The sequence below is a fragment of the Sagittula sp. P11 genome (assembly GCF_002814095.1).
Taxonomy (GTDB): domain Bacteria; phylum Pseudomonadota; class Alphaproteobacteria; order Rhodobacterales; family Rhodobacteraceae; genus Sagittula.
Genome location: NZ_CP021913.1, coordinates 2,677,698 through 2,694,308, shown reverse-complemented (window position 1 = coordinate 2,694,308; position 16,611 = coordinate 2,677,698). Strand labels below are relative to the sequence as shown.

17 protein-coding genes are annotated in these 16,611 nt (G+C 68.1%); 4 read left to right on the top strand and 13 right to left on the bottom strand.

From position 1 onward, the window contains the following. Positions 1-39: 39 nt before the first annotated feature. Complete coding sequence (locus CDO87_RS12995; RefSeq protein ID WP_100929169.1) at positions 40-792, top strand: AzlC family ABC transporter permease; 753 nt, start codon at positions 40-42, stop codon at positions 790-792. Beyond that, the gene (locus CDO87_RS12990) at positions 789-1,133 is read left to right on the top strand and encodes an AzlD domain-containing protein (protein WP_100929168.1); all 345 of its coding nucleotides are present in this window, start codon (positions 789-791) and stop codon (positions 1,131-1,133) included. The genes CDO87_RS12995 and CDO87_RS12990 overlap by 4 nt, the downstream gene beginning before the upstream one ends. Positions 1,134-1,138: 5 nt before the next feature. Here CDO87_RS12990 and CDO87_RS12985 read toward each other — a convergent pair whose 3' ends face one another. The 5 genes from CDO87_RS12985 to CDO87_RS12965 all read right to left on the bottom strand — a co-directional run bounded on the left by CDO87_RS12985 (position 1,139) and on the right by CDO87_RS12965 (position 5,445). After that, on the bottom strand, positions 1,139-1,798 hold the full coding sequence (locus CDO87_RS12985) for a hypothetical protein (RefSeq protein ID WP_100930955.1): 660 nt from the start codon (positions 1,796-1,798) through the stop codon (positions 1,139-1,141). Between the two features lie 109 nt (positions 1,799-1,907). Further along, positions 1,908-2,042, bottom strand: a complete 135-nt coding sequence (locus CDO87_RS12980; RefSeq protein WP_100929167.1) for an aa3-type cytochrome c oxidase subunit IV — start codon at positions 2,040-2,042, stop codon at positions 1,908-1,910. Between the two features lie 99 nt (positions 2,043-2,141). Beyond that, a complete protein-coding gene (locus CDO87_RS12975; RefSeq protein WP_100929166.1) occupies positions 2,142-2,594 on the bottom strand; it encodes a hypothetical protein in 453 nt (150 codons plus the stop codon). A gap of 116 nt (positions 2,595-2,710) precedes the next feature. Beyond that, on the bottom strand, positions 2,711-3,760 hold the full coding sequence (locus CDO87_RS12970) for an MBL fold metallo-hydrolase (RefSeq protein ID WP_100929165.1): 1,050 nt from the start codon (positions 3,758-3,760) through the stop codon (positions 2,711-2,713). Beyond that, a complete protein-coding gene (locus CDO87_RS12965; RefSeq protein WP_100929164.1) occupies positions 3,757-5,445 on the bottom strand; it encodes an acyl-CoA dehydrogenase in 1,689 nt (562 codons plus the stop codon). Before CDO87_RS12965 ends, CDO87_RS12970 begins: the two co-directional genes overlap by 4 nt. Before the next feature lie 118 nt (positions 5,446-5,563). Here CDO87_RS12965 and CDO87_RS12960 point away from each other — a divergent pair, with 118 nt between their 5' ends. Beyond that, positions 5,564-6,499 (top strand): L-threonylcarbamoyladenylate synthase, encoded by a 936-nt coding sequence (locus tag CDO87_RS12960; RefSeq protein ID WP_198521715.1) that lies wholly within the window; start codon positions 5,564-5,566, stop codon positions 6,497-6,499. 70 nt (positions 6,500-6,569) lie between these two features. On the opposite strand, the gene CDO87_RS12955 is transcribed toward CDO87_RS12960, so the two are convergent. Both CDO87_RS12955 and CDO87_RS12950 read right to left on the bottom strand, forming a co-directional pair. Next, on the bottom strand, positions 6,570-7,028 hold the full coding sequence (locus CDO87_RS12955) for a DUF2267 domain-containing protein (protein WP_100929162.1): 459 nt from the start codon (positions 7,026-7,028) through the stop codon (positions 6,570-6,572). 17 nt (positions 7,029-7,045) lie between these two features. Further along, positions 7,046-7,627, bottom strand: coding sequence for a YqgE/AlgH family protein (locus CDO87_RS12950; RefSeq protein WP_198521714.1), 582 nt, complete (start codon positions 7,625-7,627; stop codon positions 7,046-7,048). Between the two features lie 166 nt (positions 7,628-7,793). Here CDO87_RS12950 and CDO87_RS12945 point away from each other — a divergent pair, with 166 nt between their 5' ends. Then, positions 7,794-8,606, top strand: a complete 813-nt coding sequence (locus CDO87_RS12945; RefSeq protein WP_100930954.1) for a protein-disulfide reductase DsbD domain-containing protein — start codon at positions 7,794-7,796, stop codon at positions 8,604-8,606. Between the two features lie 96 nt (positions 8,607-8,702). Here the strand turns inward: CDO87_RS12945 and CDO87_RS12940 are convergent, their stop codons facing one another. From CDO87_RS12940 to CDO87_RS12915, 6 genes are all read right to left on the bottom strand, one after another. After that, entirely contained in the window at positions 8,703-12,410 is a 3,708-nt protein-coding gene (locus tag CDO87_RS12940) for an efflux RND transporter permease subunit (RefSeq protein WP_100929160.1), read from the bottom strand. A gap of 43 nt (positions 12,411-12,453) precedes the next feature. After that, positions 12,454-13,911, bottom strand: coding sequence for an efflux RND transporter periplasmic adaptor subunit (locus tag CDO87_RS12935; RefSeq protein ID WP_100929159.1), 1,458 nt, complete (start codon positions 13,909-13,911; stop codon positions 12,454-12,456). Between the two features lie 109 nt (positions 13,912-14,020). Continuing rightward, positions 14,021-14,563, bottom strand: coding sequence for a molybdenum cofactor biosynthesis protein B (moaB, locus tag CDO87_RS12930; protein WP_100929158.1), 543 nt, complete (start codon positions 14,561-14,563; stop codon positions 14,021-14,023). 13 nt (positions 14,564-14,576) lie between these two features. Continuing rightward, positions 14,577-15,155: a hypothetical protein gene (locus CDO87_RS12925; protein WP_100929157.1), complete on the bottom strand. Its 579-nt coding sequence runs from the start codon at positions 15,153-15,155 to the stop codon at positions 14,577-14,579. Positions 15,156-15,157: 2 nt separating this feature from the next. Further along, entirely contained in the window at positions 15,158-15,775 is a 618-nt protein-coding gene (locus CDO87_RS12920; RefSeq protein WP_254698110.1) for a LysE family translocator, read from the bottom strand. After that, a complete protein-coding gene (locus CDO87_RS12915) occupies positions 15,775-16,551 on the bottom strand; it encodes a uracil-DNA glycosylase (protein WP_100929156.1) in 777 nt (258 codons plus the stop codon). The genes CDO87_RS12920 and CDO87_RS12915 overlap by 1 nt, the downstream gene beginning before the upstream one ends. Positions 16,552-16,611: the final 60 nt, after the last annotated feature.

Here is a 16,611-nt window from a genome sequence, read left to right as displayed (position 1 = left end):
TCCCCGCTACCGCTGTGCCTGTTTCGAGAGGTTCAGACCATGGCTGACGCCCCCCCGATGTCAAGCTTCTGGCGCGGATTCCGCGACGGACTGCCGTTCCTGTTCGTGGTCGGCCCCTTCGGCATGCTGTTCGGCGTTCTGGCGACGGAGGCCGGGCTGAACGTCTTCGAAACGCTCAGCTTTTCGGTCGTGGTCATCGCCGGGGCCGCACAGTTCACCGCGCTGCAACTGATGACGGAGAACGCGCCGACAGTGGTGGTGCTGGCCTCTGCGCTGGCGGTGAACCTGCGGATGGCGATGTACTCCGCCTCCATCACGCCGCACCTCGGCGCGCTGCCGCTGGGCAAGCGGATCGTGGCGGCCTATTTTCTTGTGGACCAGACCTACACCGCGGCGGCAATCGAATACGAGAAGCGCCCGGATCAGACCCTGGCCCAGAAGTTCGCGTATTTCATGGGGGTGGCCATGCCGATCTGCCCGCCCTGGTACGCATTCACCCTTCTGGGCGCATGGATCGGCGCGGCGGTGCCGCCGGAACTGGGACTGGATTTTGCGCTTCCCATCGCCTTCATCGCCATGCTTGGCCCGGCCATGCGCACCGGGGCGCACCGCATCGCGGCGCTGGTCGGCGGAACCGGGGCGCTGCTCTTTGCCTTCATGCCCTGGAATCTGGGCCTGATCTGCGGGGCCGTGCTGGGCATGATGGCCGGGGCGGAGGTCGAGCGCCGCCAGTCCCTGCGCGTGCGGGAGGAAACGACCGAAGACGCGATGACCACGGGAGAGACGCGATGACCGCCGGAGAGATCGACCGCACCACGCTCTGGATCGTGATCGTGCTGCTTGGCCTCGGGTCGTTCGGGCTGCGATTCGTGTTCCTGGGACTGATCGGGGATCGCGAGCTGCCGGAATGGCTGCTGCGGCACCTGCGCTACACCGCCGTGGCGGTGATCCCCGCGCTTGTCGCCCCGCTGGTCGTCTGGCCCGCCGCGACGGGAGGCCAGACGGATCCTCTCAGGCTGACCGCCGCGGTGCTGGCGCTGCTGGTCGGGGGATGGACGCGCAACCTGTATGCTGCGCTGTTTACCGGGGCCGCCGTGATGGTCGGCGGCTCCTACCTGCCCGGGCTGGTCTGACGACCTTACGGGTTCTTCGTCTGTTGCCAGTCAAGCTCGATCCGCTTCACCGCGAGGTCCTTGTCGTCCTCGTCGTCCTCGCGAAGCTCGCGCGTGGTGACGCCCGGCAGTTCCGCGAAGGCTTCCATCAGCTTGGTCGGGAACAGGACGGAGGGAAGCGTCTCGAACCCCGGCAACTGGCGCAGGATGCCCGAGGTGGCCGACGTGCAGGCCGCGGCCGAGACCGGCCCGTTCGCCTGCACCAGCCGAAGGGCGCGCTCCGCCACTTCCGGCGGAACCTGCTTCTGCTGAATCTTCACGCGGTAGGTCGACCGTGCGTGCGCGCTTTCATAGGCCTGTTCGACGTCAGGCGTGATGCCGTACAGAACGTCGTCGATTTCCGGCACGGACTGGAATCGGACAGAGCCCGCGGGGTCGAAGACGACGCGCTGGCTGGGCGCATTGATCATGATCGAGGTGTGCGCCCCGCCGTTCGTCCGGTTGTTGATCATCGTGTAAAGCGTAATCGACGGCGGCAGCGGCGAGCGGTAGGCGGCTGCTGCCGCCTCTTCCGGCGTTGCGTTCGGGCCGGACATCTGCCCGGCGCCGCAGGCCGCCACGGTCAGGAGCGCCACCAGCGCGAGGCAGGCGCGAAATCCCCGCCCGGTCAGTTCCGTCATCTTCATCAGCATACCACCCGATCTGTTCGCGCACGTTCTGACGCACGAATGCACGAGGCCCAACTCACATTCAAGTGACGTCAAGCGCTTGAAATACCGACGTTGCGTGGAGGTATCAGGTCCGGAAGATCGCGAGGAAGATCACGATCGCGAGGATCACGTACAGCGTGCGGACGGTGAACTTCACGAAGCCGTTGAAGGTTTCTTCCTGCGTGGTGATGTCCATGCTGCCGTGCTTGTGCTCTGCCATTTGTCCTGTCCTTGGGGTGTTCACGTTTCGAAGCAGGGGAATAGCGGATATTTTCGCCCCTGTCACCGCGCCAATAAGGCGCAAATGTCGCGCCCTCGCTCAGGTGTCGAGATCGCGCACGAGGCGGAAACCGATCCGCCGCGGCGCTGCGCGTTTCTCGGCCTTGGGAAGCGCCCTGAGTGCGACGTTCAGCTGCGTGACGTGCTGGATAAGCTGCATGCGCCCGCCTGCCGGGTCGCTGCCATAGAAGGTCACCACATCCGGGTCGAAGTATCCCATGCCCTCGATCCGCAGCACGCCCGCATCGCCGCCCGTGAAACCCATGGCCACTTCCTGCTCCGAATCGAGCCGCTCCTCGAAGGCCTTGATGTAGAGGATCAGCCGCTCATAGGCCCAGCGGGCCGGGCTTTTCTGTTCGACCGGCGTGTTGCGCACCGCCTCCGGCAGTTCGTTGGCATTCTCAGGGGTGTCTTCCTCGGTGTGCACCTCGCGCCGCTGCGGCATGGCCGCGTTCTCGTGCGCTTCGGCCGCGGTCGCGATCCGGTCGTCCATGGGTCCTCCTCGGGGCAGCATCGCGGCCCGCACTCCTTCAGTCGTCCGGTTGAGGATAGCTTGGGGGGGCCGGGGGGCAAAGCCCCGTGCCACGGCCGAAAGCGGGTCGTCGCGCGTCAGCTCGGCAAGACTCGCTGGAACAGCCAGCGCCCGTCCTCTGTCACCTCGCGCGTGGCGCGCCCGGTGTGCCAGAGGTGCAGGCAATGCGCCATCGCCTCCACCAGCGCCAGCCCGTATTCGCCCGCACCGATCCGGCGCATGAAGAGTGGCTGGAAACAGCCCGCGGCGGTGGCGGGCTCCGACAGGAAATCCTCCAGTCTTTCCAGCGCCCCGTGATGGTTCGAGATCAGTTGCCCCATCCGCGCCGGCAGACCTTGAAACGGCAGCTTGTGCCCGCCGAGGACAAGGTGATCCTCGCGCGCAAGCACCGACAGGCGTTCGCAGGCGTCGAGCCAGTCGGCCACCGGATCCGCCTCGGGCTCTGTGGCGTAGACCCCGAGGTTGGGCGAGATCGACGGCAGGATCTGGTCCCCGGCGATGACCAGAGATCCGTCCGTTTCCCAGAGAGTGACATGCTCCGGCGCATGACCGCCGCCGGTATGGACCGCCCAGTCCCGCCCGCCCGCGCGCAGCGTGTCGCCCTGTTTCAGCCGCTGGACCCCGAAGGGCAGCGGCCAGACGGTGCGGCGGAACATGTAAGGCGGCTCGTCCATGCGGGACGCGATGATCTCGTCGCTCATCCCCGCGGCGCGCCAGTAGGCCACCACCTCGGGCGGCGGCGAGTCGTTGGGGTCGAGTTGCAGCATCCGGGCCAGCAGCCATGCGGTGCGCGAGGTCAGAAGCTCTGCCCCCTGCTCCTGGAACCACCCGGCCAGCCCGATGTGGTCGGGATGGTGGTGGGTGACCAGCACCCGGCTCACAGGCTTCCCCGCCAGGGGCCCGGCCAGCAGGCTCTCCCAGATGCCGCGCGTCTTCGAGGAGTTCATGCCGGTGTCGACGATCGTCCACGACGCGCCGTCGTCCAGTGCGTAGACGTTGACGTGGTCCAGCTTCATCGGCAGCGGCAGACGCATCCACAGCACGCCCTCGGCCACCTCGATGGCCTCGCCCGCGGCGGGCGGGGTGTCGAAGGGGAAACGGATGTGTCCAGGGCTGCCGTCCATCATGCCGCGAAGTCCTCTGCCGGGACCAGGGCACCCGCCCGCGCCTGCGCGCAGAGCGACGCGTGCTCGGGAAGCATGCGCAGGATGTAGAACCGGGCCAGCCGTTCGGTGGCGCTGTCGCGCTCCGCACAGGCGGCGCGCAGATGGGCGGTGGCGCCCAGCACCCGCGCAAACGCCCTGAGGTAGGGCACGGCACCGGCGAATCGGTCCGTCATGTCCATCGCCAGAAGTGCCTCCGTCGCGTCGCGCAGGTTCTCCGACGCCTGCCACGCGGCTTCGGCCAGTTCGGGGATGTCGCTCTTCACGCCCTCGATGTAGCTCTGCATGGAATCGATCAGGGCAAAGACCGCCTCTCCGCCGTCCATCAGCTTGCGGCCCACGAGATCCATCGCCTGGATGCCGTTGGTGCCTTCGTAGATTGCCGTCACGCGCACGTCGCGCAGGTACTGGGCGGCGCCGGTTTCCTCGATGTAGCCCATGCCGCCGTGCACCTGCACACCCTTCGACGCGACCTCGATCCCCACGTCGGTGCCGAAGGCCTTGGCGATGGGCGTCAGCACGCCCGCGCGGGTGGCCCAGCCCTTGTCCCCGGTGGCCCGCGCCATGTCGAGCGCCACGGCCAGCATCAGCCCGATGGACCGGGCGGCGAAGATGTCGGCCTTCATCTCGGCCAGCATGCGGCGCACGTCGGCGTGGCCGAGGATGGTCCCGGTCTCCGACCGGCCCTGCTTGCGCTCCTCGGCATAGGCCACTGCGTGCTGGTAGGCGCCTTCGGCCACACCGATGCCCTGCACGCCCACGCCAAGGCGGGCGTTGTTCATCATGGTGAACATTGCGCGCATGCCGTCGTTTTCCTCACCGACAAGCCAGCCGGTCGCGCCCTCGTATGACATCACGCAGGTCGGAGAGCCGTGCAGCCCCATCTTGTGCTCCAGCGACACCACCCGCAGGTCGTTGCGCGCGCCCGGTTCGCCGTTCTCGTCCGGCAGGAACTTCGGGACGAGGAACAGCGAAATGCCCTTGGTCCCCGGCACCGCGTCCGGCAGCCGCCCCAGCACGAGGTGGCAGACGTTCCCGGTGAAGTCGTTGTCGCCCCACGAGATATAGATCTTCTGGCCAGTGATGGCGTAGGTCCCGTCGCCGTTCGGCACGGCCTTCGTCGACAGCGCGCCCACGTCGGACCCGGCCTGCGGCTCCGTCAGGTTCATGGTGCCTGCCCACTCGCCGGTCACCAGCTTCGGCAGGTAGAGCGCCTTCAGCTCGTCCGAGGCGTGGTTCTCAAGCGCCTCGATCTGGCCTTGGGTCATCAGCGGGTTCAGTTGCAGCGCAAGGCAGGCGCCCGACATCATGTCGTTGACGCAGGTGGTGACCGTCAGCGGCAGCCCCATCCCGCCCGACGCTTCCTCGGCCGAGGCCGCGATCCAGCCGCCTTCGGCGATGGCCCGGTACCCTTCGGCAAAACCCTCCGACGTACGCACCACGCCGTTCTCCAGCCGCGCCGGATCCAGGTCGCCGTTGCGTTGCAGCGGCGCCATGACCTCTTCGCACATCTTCGCCGCTTCCGAGAGCACCGCTTCGACGGTTTCAAGCGAGGCGTCGGCGAACCGTTCCGTGGCCGAGACCCGTTCATAGCCGACCACATGTTTCAGAATGCGAGAAAAATCGCCCAATGGCGCGCGATACGTCATCTAATTGCCCCTCCGGCTTGGCAAGCCCACATCTCTCTAGTAGCAAGCGGACCCGTATAACAAGCGTATGACCGCTGAGAGTGGCGGCAACAGAAACGCCACGTCAAAACCGGGCCGCATGACAGAGCGACTTCTCCCCGACCCCACCGGCCTCGCGCGCGCAGCCTCCCTGCTGCGTGACGGACGGCTCGTGGCCTTCCCGACCGAGACCGTCTACGGGCTCGGTGCGGACGCCCGCGACGACCATGCCGTGGCCGCGATCTATGCTGCCAAGGGACGTCCCAGTTTCAACCCGCTAATCGTGCATTTCGCCGACCTCGACGCGCTGAAGGCGATGGTGGCGTGGTCCGAAGAGGCGGAGGCCATTGCCCAGAGCTTCTGGCCCGGGCCCCTGACGCTCGTCCTGCCGCTCCGCGAAGGCGCCCGTGTGTCGAAGCTGGTGACCGCCGGGCTCGACACCATCGCGGTGCGCATGCCCGCGGCGCCCGTGGCACGCGACCTCTTGCGCGCGGCGGGGGTGCCGGTGGCGGCGCCTTCGGCCAACGTCTCCGGCCAGATCAGTCCCACGCGGGCCGAGCATGTCGCGGCCAGCCTCGGCGACCGGGTGGATGCGATCCTCGACGGCGGGCCGTGCAAGGTCGGGCTGGAATCGACGATCCTCGGGCTGGCGGGCCGTCCGACGCTGCTCCGGCCCGGCGGAATCACACGCGAGGCGCTTGGCCATGTTCTCGGACGCCGGATTGCGGAACGGCACGGCTCGGACACGATCTCCGCCCCCGGCCAGACCAAGTCGCATTACGCGCCCCGCGCCGCCGTGCGGCTGAACGCCATCGAGTTCGAACCGGGCGAGGCCAGCCTCGGGTTCGGAGATGTGGAGGCGGACCTGAACCTTTCGCCGTCCGGCGACCTGACGGAGGCGGCTGCGAACCTCTTCGAGTACCTGCACCAGCTCGACGCCAAGGCGCCGAAGGTCATCGCCATCTCGCCGATCCCGCATCTGGGGTTGGGCGTGGCGATCAACGACCGCCTCAGCCGGGCCGCCGCCGACCGCTGATCCGGCGCGGCGCGAAGCCACTGTCGGCTACGCTGGGTAGGGCGGGGTTTCACGCCGCCCCTGCCAGTATTCAGTAGATCCTCGGCCTGAGGTCGGCCTCAGGCACGCCCGGTACCTCCCAGAACGCCGCCGCGCCCTCCGGCAGGCGTTGCAACACCCTTGCGAAGTCCGCCGGGTTGACGTGGGGACGGATGGCGCGCGCGACGACCTCGATGGCATTTCCGGGGGTCAGGTTGTGGTGGCGCCGCACCGCCTGTGCCTCACGGACAAGCTCGGCCCGGGGACCGAACGGCGGAGGCGTCTCCTCCACCTGCCAGCCCGCCACGAACACTGCCCGCACCACGCAGGGCAGGACAGAGGCGAAGTCCAGTCCCTGCTGGGCGGTCAGGCGGCGGCGGAACACCTGCAGCACACCATCCAGCGCAGTGTAGGCCATGTTGTCGGACTCGAGGCCCATGTGCTCTTTCAGATCGTCGAGGATGGCCCGCCATTCCTTTTCGGCGTGGCGATAGGTCCATGGCATCGGCATCGCCGCCTCCCGGTCCGTCAGGCCCGCCCGCCCTCGCTCGACAGCAAAAGCGGCGAGACGCCGATGCTTTCCAGCGCCGCCTCCCACTTCTGCCCGTCGGTCAGGTCGAAGATCAGGTCGGCGGACGACGGGCCGACCAGCCAGGCGTTCTCGGCGATCTCGTTCTCCAGCTGGCCCGGCCCCCAGCCGGCATAGCCCAGCATCATGAGCCACCGCTCCGGCCCCTGGCCCTGGCCCAGGTCCTCGAGCACGTCGAGCGTTGCGGTCATCTTCAGATCCGGCGTCACGTCCAGCGTCGTCACGACCGACGTGTAGTCGGGCGAATGCAGCACGAAGCCGCGGCCCATCTCCACCGGCCCGCCATAGCGCACCTTGGTGCCGTCCAGCCCCGCCGGATTCTCGATCGAAAGCTGGGACAGCAAGGCTGACATGTCGATGTCCGGCGTCGGCTTGTTGACGATCAGGCCCATCGCGCCCTCGTCGGAATGGTCGCAAATGAAGACCACGCTCAGATCGAACCTCGGATCGGCCATGCCCGGCATCGCGATCAGCAGATGCCCCGTCAGGTTCCTCGTCGCAATGTCACTGTTTTCCGCCATGCCCACCTTCAAGTCCTGCAGCCGACGTTCTGGCGCGGTCGGCTTTCTCCCCACCATGCGACAGGCCCGGGCCATGCGCAAGAACGTGGCCTCGCCGCCACCCCTCTCGGGGCTCTCACTTCAAGGTGACTTCCCTTTTGGCGACGTCCATAGCATCCCTGTCCGCATGAAGAAAATTCTGCGCGCCTTTCTGGCCCCGGTTCTGGCCGCTTCGCTGATCCTGCCCGCGCCTGCCCGGGCAGAGCGCTACGACGGCATGCTCGACGCCACGATCCTTCCCGGATGGCGCCTGCCCAATGGAGACCATATCGCGGCGCTGCACCTGCGGCTTGCCCCCGGGTGGAAGACCTACTGGCGCAGCCCCGGCGATGCGGGCATCCCGCCCAGCTTCGACTGGCAAGGCGCGCAGAACACCCGTGCCGTGACCGTCTCTTGGCCCAGCCCGCAGGTGTTCTGGCAGTCCGGGATGCGCTCCGTCGGCTATCATGACGAGGTCGTCCTGCCCCTGCGCGTCTCCCTCCGCAATGCCGGCAAGGACGCGCAGCTCAACGGCACCATCGAGATCGGCATCTGCAAGGACGTCTGCCTGCCCCAGCGGCTGAAGGTTTCGGCCACTCTGCCCGCCGGTTCCCGCAAGCCCGATCCGCGGATCGCCGCTGCGATGGCCGACGTGCCCTTCGGTCGCGGCGATGCGGGCGTGACCTCCGTCACCTGCACGGTCTCGGCCACGCCCAAGGGCATCGGGCTGAACGTCGCCCTCACCCTGCCCGGCGCCACCGGCAACGAGGAAACGGTGATCGAATTCGCCGATCCGGAACTGTGGGTGGCAGAGCCGCAGACATCGCTGCGCGGCGGCCAACTGGTGGCAGAGACGCGCGTGACCCACCTGTCCCGCGCCGCCTTTGCGCTGGACCGCTCCGAGATGGTGCTGACCGTGCTGGGCGGCCGGATGCCGGTCGAAGTCCGCGGCTGCGACTGACACGACCGTTCGGTTTACCCCCAAGACGCAAGGCGATCCCGGCGGCATTCCATGATGCCGCCGTTGTTGCTTGTAGCGACCCGATGTAGGGCGGGGCTATGCGCCGCCTGCCTTCACCGGCCCGCGCCGCATCAGGACCGCCAGCGCCGCCGCCAGCCAGAGGGCCAGCACCAGCACCGCCGCTCCGATCAGGAAGACCGCGAGCGCCGTGCCCTTCGACGCCGGATCGCCGAACGGTGCCAGTACCGCGGGCATGCCGCCGGCAAAGGCCACCATGCCCAGCGTCAGCCCCAGCCAGGCCACTACCGCCAGCGTCCCGCCGACCAGCAGTCCGCGTACCGGCCCGCTGCGGAAGCGCCAGCCGCGCTTCAGCGCCGACCAGGCGACCGACACGTCGTGCTGTACGGCCACCAGCGAGGGCACGACCAGCAGCACCAGCACCATGCCGAAGCCAAGACCGTAGACCAGCGTGATGACCGTGGGTTTCAGGAACTGGGCATCGGCCGAGCGTTCGTAGAGCAGCGGCGCCAGGCCCAGCACCGTCGTGGCCGAGGTCAGGAAGACCGCGCGCAGACGGTCCGCCGCGCCGTCGATGATCGCCGGGATCAGGCCTCGGTCGCGGGCATATTCGTCGATCTGCGTCACCAGCACGATGGAATCGTTGATGATGATCCCGGTCATCCCCAAGAGGCCGACTACCGTGAACATGCTCAGCGGCACGTCCCACAGCCAGTGGCCATAGACCGCCCCCACCAGTCCGAAGGGGATGATCGCCATCACCACCAAGGGGCGCGTCCAGCTGGCAAAGACCCAGGACAGCACGAGGTAGATGCCCAGCAACACCATCGCCAGCCCCAGCTCCGCATCAGCGAGGAACTCATCCTCCTGCTCTGACAGGCCGGAGATGTCGTAGTCCACCTGCCGGGTGTTGGCGATGCGCGGCAGGATGACCTCTTCCAGCGCGGTCATGATCTCCGTCGCGCGGGCTGGATCGTCCTCGGAAATGTCGCCGTTGACGGAAATCTGCCGGATGCCGTTCTCGCGCCGCACGGTCGAAAAGCCCGTCCGCCGCTCCACCCGCACGATGTCGGCCAGCGGCACGTAGGCACCTTCGGGCGTGCGCAGCATCATCCGTTCGAGGAAGTCCGCCGTCAGTTCGCCCTCCGGCAGTTCCACGCGGATCTCGGCAGAGCGCGGCCCCACCGGGTAGCTTGCCGCCTCAATCCCGCCCAGCCGGTTGCGCAGCACGCGGCCCAGCCCGTCGATGTCGAAGCCAAGCGCCTGGCCCTGCGGCGTCAGGTCGAGGATCAGTTCCTCCTTGTCGTAGGCGAGGTTGTCCTCCACCGCCGACACTTCTGGGAAGGCGGCGACGGCGGCCTTCAGATCCTCGGCGGCGGCTTTCAGCGTCTCGGAATCGGAGCCGATAAACTTCACGTCGAGCGCATCGCCGCCGGGGCCGGAGCGCCAGCCGCGGAACGAGATTTCCTCGACCAGCGGATGCTTCTCGACCCGTTCCTGCAACTCTCCGACAAAGGCGAAGGAGGAATAGGGCCGCGCGTCCGCCTCGATCAGCTCGATGGAAATGCCGCCAAGCTGGTCGGCGTCCTTGGTGTCCGCGCTCGACAGGCCGCGTCCGGAGCCGCCGCCGATCTCTGCCATGACATAGTCCAGCGGGTTGCGGCCGTAGCGTTCCTCGTATTCGCGGCCAAGCTCCTCCGTCGTCTTCTGCAAAAGCCGCATCTGCGCCAGCGTATCCTCGCGCGTGGCGCCCGGCGCCATGGCGAAGTTGCCGCTAATCGATCCGCGTTCCGGCGAGTTGAAGAAGCGCCACTGCACGTCGCCGCTGATGAACAGCACCGCCTGCGTTGCCAGCACCAGCGTCGCGGTTGCAAGCACCACGTAGCGCGCCCGGATGACCACCGCCATCAAGGGGCGGAAGCCGCGTTCCCGGACCTGCCGGAAGCCCCGGTTGACCACACGGCTGGCGCTGTCGATGCCCATGTCCGACAGATCGTTCAGTGCTGCCCGGCGCCGTGCCCCGTCCATCCGGATCAGCCGGAGCCCCAGCGCGGCGGCGACCAGCGCAACCAGCAGCGCACCGATCCACAGCGGCTGGGCAAGGATCGTGCCGCGCAACGCGACGGCGCTTTCATGCAGGCCGGCGATCCAGCCCGGCGTCTCGCCCATGGTGCCCCAGACGCCGTCGGCAGCGCCGGGAAGCGACAGGATCGCCAGCAGGATCAGCCCGACCGCCAGCGTGCCGACGATCACCTCTCCGACAAAACCTGCCGCCGCGCGCCACGCGCGGAACCCGGTCGCGACGCGGGGCTTCAACGCGTGGGCCATGTGGTTCGGCAGGATCAGGAAACACTCCACCAGCGAGGCGAGCAGCACCGTGATGACGGTAAAGGGGATGTCGGCGATCATCTCTCCGAACGTGCCGCCGATGGCCGTCAGCCCGAAGAAGGCGATGACCGTGGTCAGCGTCGCGGAGAACACCGGCAGCGCCATGCGGGAGGCCGACCGTTCCGCCGCCTCGTAGGGGCCGAAGCCCTGCCGGGACAGGTGATCGGCGTGTTCCCCCACCACGATGGCATCGTCGACCACGATGCCCAGGGTGATGATCAGCGCGAAGAGCGAGATCATGTTGATCGTCAGCCCGCCCACGTACATCAGCGCGATGGCCGCCAGCAGCGACGTGGGGATCCCCGCCGCCACCCAGAAGGCCGTGCGCGTGTTCAGGAACAGGAACAGCAGCGCCACCACCAGCAGAAGCCCCATGGAAGCGTTGTCCATCAGGATGTTGAGCCGCCCGGTGATCGCCTCTGACCGGGTGCGGATCAGTTCGATGGTCACGCCTTCGGGCAGCGTGGACTGGTAGGCGGCGGCGACCTCCTCGACCTGTTCCTGGATGCCGATGGCGTCACCCCGGTCGGACCGGTCGACCCGCACCGTGATCGCCGGGTTGGGACCGACGAAATAGCTGCGCTGACGGTCGACGCCTTCCTCGCGCAATTGCGCCACGTCGCCGATGGTCAGCTTGGACCCGTTCGGGTTGGAGCGCAGGGCAATGGCGGCGATGTCGTCGGCAGAGCGTTTCTCGATCCCGGTGCGGACCCGTGCCCCGGCCCCAGCCACGTCGCCTGCCGGATCGGCGTCCACCTCCGCCGCGATGGCCTCGGCGATCTCCTGCATGGTGACGTCATGCGCGATGAGGCTGGTCGAGGGCACCTCCACCAGTATCTGCGGCGCGGCGACGCCCTGGATCGTCGTGCGCGTCACGCCTTCGGCGAACAGGCGCACGGTGAATTCGTCCGCAAACCGTGCAAGCTGGTCGACACCCACCGGCCCGGTGATCACCACGTCGGTCACGCGGTCGCGCCAGCCGCCCCGGCTGACGCTCGGTTCGTCGGCGTCGTCGGGCAGACCTGTGATCCCGTCCACAACCTGCTGCACATCGTCCGCGGCCCGGGCGATGTCCCAGCCCGGCTCGAACTCCAGCTCGATGCTGGCGCGGCCCTCGCGGGAATTGGAGCGGGAGGATTCGACCCCCTCGACCGCCAGCAGCGCCGGTTCCAGAAGCTGCACGATGGCGGCGTCGATGTCCTCGGCGCCGGCGCCGTCCCAGGACACCGACACGTCGATCTCGTCCACGATCACGTCCGGAAAGAACTGCGCCCGCATGTTAGGCACGGCCAGAAGGCCCGAGGCCAGCAGGATCACCAGTAGCAGGTTCGCCAGCGTGGGATGCCGGGTGAAATAGCCGAAGATACCCCCGGCGGATTTTGGCAGTTCACGTACCATGCGCCCCCTCCGGAACGGGTGTTTGCAACGTCATCGCGGCGTGTCAGCCGCCCATGCGCTCTTCGATCCTCTGCACCATGTCGGCGGGGACCTGGTTTTCCTGCAGCTGCGCAAGGATCCGGGTCTTGGCCTCCTCCGGCATCCGGTTGTTGCCCTCGACGAAGGCCACCAGCCGCGCGCGCCTCTCTGCCGTCAGTTCCAGCATCTCGGGCACCTGCGCCTCTTCCGTGACACCGGGCCTGAGCGGCTGCACCTTGATCCCGGCGCCAAGAAGCGGTGTGCGCTGCGCCACGACCTCACGCCCTTCCAGAGCGTCCGCGCGGATCAGGATGTCGTCGCCCTGACGGCGCATCAGGGTGACGGGCACCACCTCCAGCCGCCCCTCCGGGTCGAGCGCCAGCACCGCACCATCCGCGCCAAGCGCCGTTGCGGGCAGGCGGGCGACGTTCGGCAGTTCGGGTTCCTCGACCTCCACCGTCACGAAGTCCCCGGGCTTGAAGCCGCGCGCCCCGTCGAGCGTCGCGAACAAAAGCCGCCCGGTCTGGCCTTCGCCGACGGAGGCACCGGCCCGGGACAGGCGGCCCGTCGTGGCGATCTCTGTCCCCAGGACGTCAAGCCGCACCGACACGGGGGCTTCCTTCAACCGGCCCGTATCGTCCAGCAAGCGCACGTATTGCGGCGTCGAAACGCGAAACGCCACTTCCAGCGCCTCCGGGTCGACAAGCTGCGCCAGCTGTTCGTTGGCCGAGACCAAGCGCCCGGCGACAACCGTCACCTCGGTCAGCGTGCCCGCGAACTGCGCCCGGATTTCCGTGTCCTGAAGCCCGCGCTCGGCCTCTGCCGCTGCGATCTCCGCCCGCCGCTGCGCCGTCTTCGCCTGGTCGATGCGGGCCTCTGCGGTGGCCACGGCCTGCCGCTGGTTCAGCACCGACTGGCGCGCAGACGACAGGGCCAGTTCCGCCGTCTCTACCGCCGCCTCGGTGCCCACCCGTCGCTCCAGCAGATCGCGGGACCGTTGCAGCGCCTGCTCGCGCAGCCGCACCTGTTCGCTCGCCGCGACCAGTTCGTCGCGGGCGATGCCGATGGCGCGCTCCGCCTCGCGCAGCTCCGCCTGCGCATCCAGAAGATCACTTTCCGCCCGTTCCACCGCCGCCTCGGCATTGGCCGGGTCGATCCGCGCCAGAAGCTGCCCGGCATCCACCTGCCCGCCTTCGACAAATTCGGGGTCGAGGTCGACCAAGGTCCCCGAGGCTGCCGCGCGCAGTTCCAGCGTCCGCACACTCTGCACCTCGCCGAAGGCCGACAGGACGGGGCGTTCGGTGCCGAAGGACACGTCCACGACGTTCACCGCGAATACCCGTTCCTGCGCAGGCCGGCGGCCCGGCTCCTCGTTCATCCGGGCGACGATCGCATCGCGCACCATCAGTCCCGCCCACGCCAGCAGGCCCAGCGTCAGCGCAAACAGGAAGAGCCCCGTCAGGCTCTTGCGTAGAAATCGCATCCGGACCGTCTCCCGTTGAGGTGCAGCATCGCGTCACGTCGCACGTATAGAATGACCTCCCGAAAACAAGCGCCGCGAAAGGACTTACATCATTATACGCACGGTCGGATCACTTTCGTCGCTTGTGTTCGTCGAGGCGCGGAAAAATTTCGACGAAGTTGCAGGGGCGGTGACGGTAGTCGAGCTGCCACTTCAGGATCTCGTCCCAGGCGTCCTTGCAGGCGCCCGTGCTGCCCGGCAACGCGAATAGATACGTGCCCCCGGCAACCCCGCCCGTGGCCCTGCTCTGCACTGCGCTCGTTCCGATTTTCTGCATGGAAACAATGGTGAAGACCGTTCCGAAGGCAACGATTTCCTTCTCGTAGACGTCGCGGTGCGCCTCCACCGTGACGTCGCGCCCGGTCAGCCCAGTGCCGCCGGTCGAGATCACCACATCCACCTCCGGGTCCGCGATCCAGATGCGCAGCCGGTCGGCGATGACCGCGCGCTCGTCCTTCACGATGTCGCGATCCGCAAGGACATGCCCCGCTTCGGTCAGCCGCGCGACCAGCGTGTCGCCCGAGCGGTCCTCCGCCAGCGACCGGGTGTCGCTGACCGTCAGCACCGCGATGCGCACCGGGATGAATTCCTTGGACTCGTCGATACGGGACATGGGGCAGGCCTTTTTACAGACAGGGAAGCGTGACCGGCAATCTCGGCACGGAGAGCGCCATGTCAAGCACCGGGTCCATCGCTTCGGAGGCCAGCGCCGCGGCAAATCCCTGCATCCCCTCGCCCGGCTCCGGGCATCCCAGCCGAGCCACTTCCCGACCGTAGGCCTCCCGCGCGGCGTCCAGCATGGCGGGCACCTCCTCGGGCGGCAGGCGGGGCTCGCCATTTTCCGCCACGAAGGTCGCGATCCGGTTCAGGCGCTGCTCGAAGGTCTGCGCCGCCTCGGGCGGCGGCGCCCAGGGGCAGAACCGCCCGGCGGCATCGAGTTCGAAATAGATGCGGTAGAGGCAGCCGACCGCGCCCAGCCCGCTGCGGTCTATGCCTTCGTAGGTGACGGTCCCGTCTTCCGCCGTCAGGCGCCGAAGCTCGATCCCGTTCTCCATCTGCAGCGTCTCGACAGCAGCGCCGTTTTCCGACCCGGCCTCTGTCACGCGGGCCGCCTCGCGCGCGAAGATCGCCGCGTAGTCGATGCCCTGGGCCTGCGCAGCGCCGGCAAGGCTCATCACCAGCAGGAGAAGACACCGTCCGATCACGGTCAGAGCGCCAGCCGCACCGCAAGCCCGCCGAAAAGCGTCGCGCAGGCGTAGCGCAAACCGCGCTCCGTTCCCGTGCCGCCCTGCAGATGGCGGCGCAGGCGCCCGGCGAACTGCCCGACAAGCCCGTTCACCAGGAGGCCGCCCGCCCCCATCATCGTGCCGAAGATCAGGAACTGCGGCAGGACGGGGCGCGCGGGATCGACGAACTGCGGCACGAAGGCCAGCACGAACAGGATGAACTTCGGGTTGGTCATGTTCACGACAAAGCCCTGCCGCGCCGCACGCGCCGGTGCCAGCGGCGGCGCGTCCACACCGGCCAGCGGCGTCCGCCAGGTCTTCCACGCGATGTAGACGAGGTAGGCCGCACCCGCCCAGCGGATCGCGTCGAAGGCGCCCGGCACCGCGGCGACCAGCGCACCCAGCCCCAGCCCCGCCAGCAGCACGTGCACCATCCCGCCCGCGGCAACACCTGCGGAAGCCGCCCAGCCGCACCGCGGGCCGCCACGCAGCCCCTGCGCCATGCAGAACAGCATGTCCGGGCCCGGCGTGACGTTCAGCGCCAGCCCCGCAGGCAAAAAAGCCAGCAACATCACCGGATCGACGATCGTCCACGCCATCACCCGAGGCTCCTCAACTTGACCTTCAACTCCAGCATGTCGTTCCACGCCTCGCGTTTGAAACCCGGATTGCGCAGCAGGTAGGCGGGATGCACCATGGGCAGCGCCGGGCGGCCCTCCGCCTCCTGCCAGGTGCCGCGCAGCCGGGTGATACCCCGCCGACCCAGAAGCGCCTGCGCGGAAATATTGCCCACGATCACCAGCAAATCGGGATCTACCAGCGCGATGTGCTTTTTCAGGAAAGGCAGCATCATCGCGATCTCGTCCGGCTTCGGGTCGCGGTTCTGCGGCGGGCGCCAGGGCAGCACGTTGGTGATATAGACCGACTCCGCGCGCGACAGTCCCACCGCCGCCAGCATCCGGTCCAGCAACTGCCCCGCCCGGCCGACAAACGGCTTGCCCTGCAGGTCCTCGTCCCGGCCCGGCGCCTCGCCCACGAACATCACCCGCGCCGCTGCCACCCCGTCCGAGAACACCAGCGACCGCGCGCCGCGCTTCAGCTCGCAGTGGTCGTAGCCAGCCAGCGCCGCCTCCAGCGAGGGCAGGTCGACAGCCGCCGCAGCCGCCGCTTCGGCCTCGGCTACAGGATCGGCCTCGGGTTCCGCCACCGGCGCGGCCACGGCGCCGCCGCGGCGGGGCGCAAGACGCTCCGCCTTCGCCACATCCTCCAGGGCAAAACGGTCCACGGGCGCTTCGCAAAGCGCCTCGGAGACACCCATCTCCAGTTGCCAGTCGAGGGCGGCACGCGCGGCGTGCCAGTCCAGTGCCGATTCCATGGAGGCCACATTACGCCCAAGCCGGGCAAAGGAAAATCCGCCCGGCTTCTCTGCTTCACA

What these genes read in the sequence shown, in the direction of transcription:
- CDO87_RS12995 (WP_100929169.1), top strand. Translation starts at nt 40, where the DNA reads ATGGCTGACGCCCCCCCGATGTCAAGCTTCTGGCGCGGATTCCGCGAC.
- CDO87_RS12990 (WP_100929168.1), top strand. Translation starts at nt 789, where the DNA reads ATGACCGCCGGAGAGATCGACCGCACCACGCTCTGGATCGTGATCGTG.
- CDO87_RS12985 (WP_100930955.1), bottom strand. Translation starts at nt 1,798, where the DNA reads ATGAAGATGACGGAACTGACCGGGCGGGGATTTCGCGCCTGCCTCGCG.
- CDO87_RS12980 (WP_100929167.1), bottom strand. Translation starts at nt 2,042, where the DNA reads ATGGCAGAGCACAAGCACGGCAGCATGGACATCACCACGCAGGAAGAA.
- CDO87_RS12975 (WP_100929166.1), bottom strand. Translation starts at nt 2,594, where the DNA reads ATGGACGACCGGATCGCGACCGCGGCCGAAGCGCACGAGAACGCGGCC.
- CDO87_RS12970 (WP_100929165.1), bottom strand. Translation starts at nt 3,760, where the DNA reads ATGATGGACGGCAGCCCTGGACACATCCGTTTCCCCTTCGACACCCCG.
- CDO87_RS12965 (WP_100929164.1), bottom strand. Translation starts at nt 5,445, where the DNA reads ATGACGTATCGCGCGCCATTGGGCGATTTTTCTCGCATTCTGAAACAT.
- CDO87_RS12960 (WP_198521715.1), top strand. Translation starts at nt 5,564, where the DNA reads ATGACAGAGCGACTTCTCCCCGACCCCACCGGCCTCGCGCGCGCAGCC.
- CDO87_RS12955 (WP_100929162.1), bottom strand. Translation starts at nt 7,028, where the DNA reads ATGCCGATGCCATGGACCTATCGCCACGCCGAAAAGGAATGGCGGGCC.
- CDO87_RS12950 (WP_198521714.1), bottom strand. Translation starts at nt 7,627, where the DNA reads ATGGCGGAAAACAGTGACATTGCGACGAGGAACCTGACGGGGCATCTG.
- CDO87_RS12945 (WP_100930954.1), top strand. Translation starts at nt 7,794, where the DNA reads ATGAAGAAAATTCTGCGCGCCTTTCTGGCCCCGGTTCTGGCCGCTTCG.
- CDO87_RS12940 (WP_100929160.1), bottom strand. Translation starts at nt 12,410, where the DNA reads ATGGTACGTGAACTGCCAAAATCCGCCGGGGGTATCTTCGGCTATTTC.
- CDO87_RS12935 (WP_100929159.1), bottom strand. Translation starts at nt 13,911, where the DNA reads ATGCGATTTCTACGCAAGAGCCTGACGGGGCTCTTCCTGTTTGCGCTG.
- moaB (WP_100929158.1), bottom strand. Translation starts at nt 14,563, where the DNA reads ATGTCCCGTATCGACGAGTCCAAGGAATTCATCCCGGTGCGCATCGCG.
- CDO87_RS12920 (WP_254698110.1), bottom strand. Translation starts at nt 15,775, where the DNA reads ATGGCGTGGACGATCGTCGATCCGGTGATGTTGCTGGCTTTTTTGCCT.
- CDO87_RS12915 (WP_100929156.1), bottom strand. Translation starts at nt 16,551, where the DNA reads ATGGAATCGGCACTGGACTGGCACGCCGCGCGTGCCGCCCTCGACTGG.